The 4,952-nt window shown below is 75.1% G+C and carries 1 protein-coding gene; it reads right to left on the reverse strand.

Annotated features, from left to right (window positions below; translation table 11 throughout):
• Positions 1–4,952, reverse strand: a 4,952-nt coding sequence (locus ACWCXH_RS39605; RefSeq protein ID WP_449806370.1) for an SDR family NAD(P)-dependent oxidoreductase, incomplete at both ends; no start/stop codon positions are given.

Here is a 4,952-nt window from a genome sequence, read left to right on the forward strand (position 1 = left end):
ACGCCCGAGATGGACGAGAACAGAACGAAGGCCTTCAGATCCTGACCCATGGTCAACTCGTGCAGATTCCACGCCGCATCCACCTTCGGACGCAGGACGGACGACAGACGCTCGGGCGTCAGCGCACTCACGACACCGTCGTCCAGCACACCAGCCGCGTGCACGACACCCGTGACCGTCCGGCCCCGCAGAACCTCCGCCAGCGCCTCCCGATCAGCAGCATCACAAGCCACGACCTCGACGTCGGCACCCAGCTCCCGGAGCTCCTCCACCAGCTCGGACGCGCCCCCACGACGGCTCAGCAACAACAGGTCACGAACGCCGTGTCCGGTGACGAGATGCCGCGCGACGAGACGGCCCAGCCCACCGGTACCACCCGTGACCACCACCGTGCCCGAGCCCCAGCCCGCAGACGGACCGCCGACGGCCACCCGGGCGAGCCGGCCCACCCGCACGGCTCCGGCGCGGGCCGTGAACTGGAAGTCACCGCCGTCCAGTTGGGCGGCGAGGACGGGCAGCGCCGCCTTCACGTCCGACTCGCGCTCGACGTCGAGCAGGGCGAACCGGCCCGGGTTCTCCGCCTCCGCCGCCCGGACGAGACCCCAGACCGCGCCGCCGACGAGATCCGAGACCTCGCCGCCCGGCACCGCGCCCCGGGTCAGGAACACCAGGCGCGCATCCGCGAAACGCGGCTCGGCCAGCCACTCCTGCACCAGACCCAGCGCCCACGCCGTCGCCGCGTGCACGGCCGCCGGCGATTCGCCGCCGGTCACGGGCACGAGCACGACGTCCGGCACGTCGCCGGTCACGTCGGCGAGCGAGGCCGCATCCTCGCCCAGCGTCAGCGCCCGCACAGCTCCGCCGGCACGCGCCGGGGCGTCCACCCAGTCCAGCCGCAACAGCGCCCCGGCCGGTCCGGCCTGCTCGGTCACGGCGGCCGGTTCGCCCAGCGTCAGCGACCCCGCCGACAGCACGGGCCCGCCCGCCGCGTCCACGACCTCGACCGACACCGCGTCCGCACCGGCCCGGGCGACCCGCAGCCGCACGACGGCCGCGCCGGTCGCGTACAGCACCACCTCGCGCCAGTCCGTGGGCACCAGCCGACCGCCGTCGTCCGCCCCCGTCAGGGCGGCGATCCGGACGGCGGCCTCCAGCAACGCCGGGTGCAGCCCGTACGGTGCCGCGTCCTCGGCCCGGCCCGGCAGGACGGCCTCGGCGAACACCTCGTCGCCCCGCTTCCACACGGCCTGCAGCGTGCGGAACGCCGGGCCGTGGTCCAGCGGGTCGTGGCAGTCCTCCGGATCCACGGCCACCGCGTCCACCGGGGGCCACGCGGAGGCGTCGAAACCGCCCTCGCGCTCGCCGACGGCCAGCGTGCCGGACGCGTGGCAGGTCCACGGACCGTCCGCCGCCGCCTCCGGCCGGGCGTAGCAGCTCAGCGGGCGCGTCCCGGCTTCGTCCGGGGCGCCGACGACGAGTTGGACGACGACGGCACCGTCCTCGGGCAGCGCGAGCGGCTCGGCGAGCGTCAGCCGCTCGACCCGGTCGCAGCCCACCTGGTCGGCGGCCCGGACGGCCAGCTCCAGGAACCCGGCCGCCGGGAAGACGGGGATGCCACCCACCCGATGGTCGCCGAGCCACGACTGCGCCTTGAGCGACAGCCGGCCGGTCAGCAGCGTGCTGCCCGAGTCGGCCGGGGAGACCACCGCACCCAGCAGCGGGTGCTCGGCCGGCCGCAGGCCCGCGCCGGTCACGTCGCCCGTGCGCGCGGCCTGGGCGGGCCAGTAGCGCTCGTGCTGGAAGGCGTAGGTCGGCAGGTCGACGCGCCGGGCGCCGGTGCCGTCGAAGACCCGGGCCCAGTCGACGGGCACGCCGACGACGTGGAGGCGGGCGAGCGCGGTCAGCAGGGCGCCCTCCTCCGGCCGCCCGGTGCGCAGCGCCGGGGCCGCGACGCGGTCGGCGCCCTCGTCGAGGTTCTGCTCGGTGAGCGCGGTGAGCACGCCACCGGGGCCGAGCTCCAGGTGGTCCGTCGCACCGGCGGCGTCGAGGGCGCGGACGCCGTCGGCGAAACGGACGGCCTCGCGCGCGTGGCGGACCCAGTAGTCGGGGGTGCACAGCTGCTCGGGATCGGCGAGGGCGCCGGTCAGGTTGGAGACGATCGGGATCGATGGCGCGCTGTAGGTCAGCCCGTCGAGGACGGCCCGGAAGTCGTCGAGCATCGGGTCCATGAGCGGCGAGTGGAAGGCGTGGGAGACCTTGAGCCGCGTCGACTTGCGGTCGGCGAAGTGCGCACGGACCGCCTCGACAGCCTTCTCGGTGCCGGAGACGACAACGGAGGTCGGGCCGTTGACGGCTGCGATCGACAGGAACTCACCCAGCAGCGGCAGGACTTCGTCCTCCGTCGCCTGCACGGCCAGCATCGCGCCGCCCTCCGGCAGCGCCTGCATCAGGCGGCCTCGGGCCGCCACCAGCGTGCAGGCGTCCTCCAGCGAGAACACCCCGGCCACGTGCGCCGCCGCCACCTCACCGATCGAGTGCCCGGCCACGAACTCCGGCTCCACGCCGAGCGATTCGACCAGCCGGAACAGCGCCACCTCGACCGCGAACAGGCCCGCCTGGGCGTACGCGGTCTGGTTGACCAGTTCCTCGTCCTCGCCCCACACGACCTCACGCAGCGGAAGCGCGAGCCCGGCGCACACCGCGTCGAACGCCTCCGCGAAGGCGGCGAAGCGCCCGTACAACTCCCGTCCCATCCCGAGCCGTTGCGAGCCCTGCCCGGAGAACAGCAGCGCGAGCCTCCGCTCCCCCGCCGCGCCGCGCGCCACCTCGGCGCCGTCCAGCAGCACCGCCCGGTGCCCGAACCGCGACCGCCCGGCCAGCGACAGCCCGACGTCCACCGGCGAGCCGTCCAGCCCGGCGAGCGCGGCCAGTTGCGCGTCCAGCGCGGCCTCCGACGCGCCCGAGACCACCCACGGCACGGCGCCCGGCGCAACGCCCGGTTCCCCGGCCTGATCCACCACGGGCGCCTGCTCGACGATCACGTGGGCGTTCGTCCCGCTGATCCCGAACGAGGAGACCCCCGCGCGCCGCGGGTGCCCGGCCTGCGGCCACTCACGGGCCTCGGTCAGGATCTCCACCGCGCCCGCCGACCAGTCGACGTGCGAGGACGGCGCGTCGACGTACAGCGTCTTCGGCAGCACGCCCGCGCGCATCGCCTGCACCATCTTGATGACGCCCGCGACGCCGGCCGCCGCCTGGGTGTGGCCGAGGTTGGACTTCACCGAGCCGAGGAACAGCGGGAGTTCGCGGTCCTGACCGTAGGTCGCGAGCAGCGCCTGGGCCTCGATCGGGTCACCGAGCCGGGTGCCCGTGCCGTGCGCCTCGACGGCGTCGACCTCGGCCGCCGACAGCCCCGCGTTGGCGAGGGCCTGCCGGATCACCCGCTGCTGGGACGGACCGTTGGGCGCCGTCAGGCCGTTCGAAGCGCCGTCCTGGTTGACGGCCGAACCGCGCACGACGGCCAGGACCGGGTGCCCGTTGCGGCGGGCGTCCGACAGCCGTTCCAGCACCAGCACACCGGCGCCCTCCGACCAGCCCGTCCCGTCGGCCGCGTCCGCGAACGCCTTGCAGCGCCCGTCCGTGGCCAGTCCGCCCTGGCGGGTGAAGCCGAGGAAGCTCATCGGCGTGGACAGCACGGTCACGCCGCCGGCCAGGGCCAGGGTGCACTCGCCGCTGTCGAGGGACTGCGCGGCCAGGTGCATCGCCACGAGCGAGGAGGAGCACGCGGTGTCGATCGTGAGCGCGGGGCCCTCCAGGCCGAAGCAGTACGACACCCGGCCCGAGATCACGCTGTTCGCGAGCCCCGTGCTCGCGTGGCCCTCCACCTCCTCCCGCGAGTTCATCACCAGCGAGGCGTAGTCCTGGCCCGTCGTGCCGACGAAGACGCCCGTCCGGCTGCCGCGCAGCGCCGTCGGGTCGATGCCCGCCCGCTCGAACGCCTCCCAGGACGTCTCCAGCAGGAGCCGTTGCTGCGGGTCCATCGCGAGGGCCTCACGCGGCGAGATGCCGAAGAAGCCCGCGTCGAAGTCACCGAGGCCGGCGAGGAAGCCGCCCTGGCGGGTGGCGCTCACACCGTGGCCGTTGCCGAAGAGCGCGTCGAGGTCCCAGCCGCGGTCGGTCGGGAAGTCGGTGATGCCGTCGCGGCCCTCGCTCAGGAGCCGCCAGAGGTCCTCGGGGGTCCGCACGCCGCCGGGCAGGCGGCAGGCCATGCCGACGATCGCGATCGGTTCGCCGGTGCCGGTGGTGGCGGCAGCCGGGGCAGCCATGTCGGCGGCCTCGTCGAGGAGTTCGCCGAGGAAGTGCGCGGCCAGGGCGTGCGGGGTCGGGTAGTCGAAGACCATGGTGGCCGGGAGCCGGAGGCCGGTGACGTCGGCGAGGCGGTTGCGCAGCTCGATCGCGGTGAGGGAGTCGAAGCCGAGGTCGCGGAACTCCCGCCCGGGGTCCACCGCTTGGCCCGAGGTGTGGCCGAGGACGGCCGCCGCCTCGGTGCGGACCAGGTCCACGAGGTGGCGCAGCCGGTCGGTCTCGCGCAGCTCGTACAGGCGGGCGGCGAGCGCGGCGCCCGTGCCCGTGGTGCTCACGGCGGTGCGGCGCCCGGCGGGCAGGAGGGCGCGGAACATGGTGGGCACGTCTCCGCGCGGGCGCGCACCCGCGGCCATGCGGCCGGTCGCGACCAGGTACGGCTCGTCGACGGCCATGGCGGCGTCGAGCAGGGCGAGGCCCTGTTCCTCGGTCAGCGGCGGCACGCCGGAGGAGCGGATGCGGTGCAGGTCGGCCTCGGAGAGCGTCCCCGTCATCCCGGCCGTGGGCACCCAGGCACCCCAGCCCAACGACTGGGCGGGCAGGCCCTGTCGGCGACGCCAGATCGCCAGCGCGTCGAGGTAGACGTTGGC

It is taken from the genome of Kitasatospora sp. NPDC001660 (assembly GCF_053596725.1).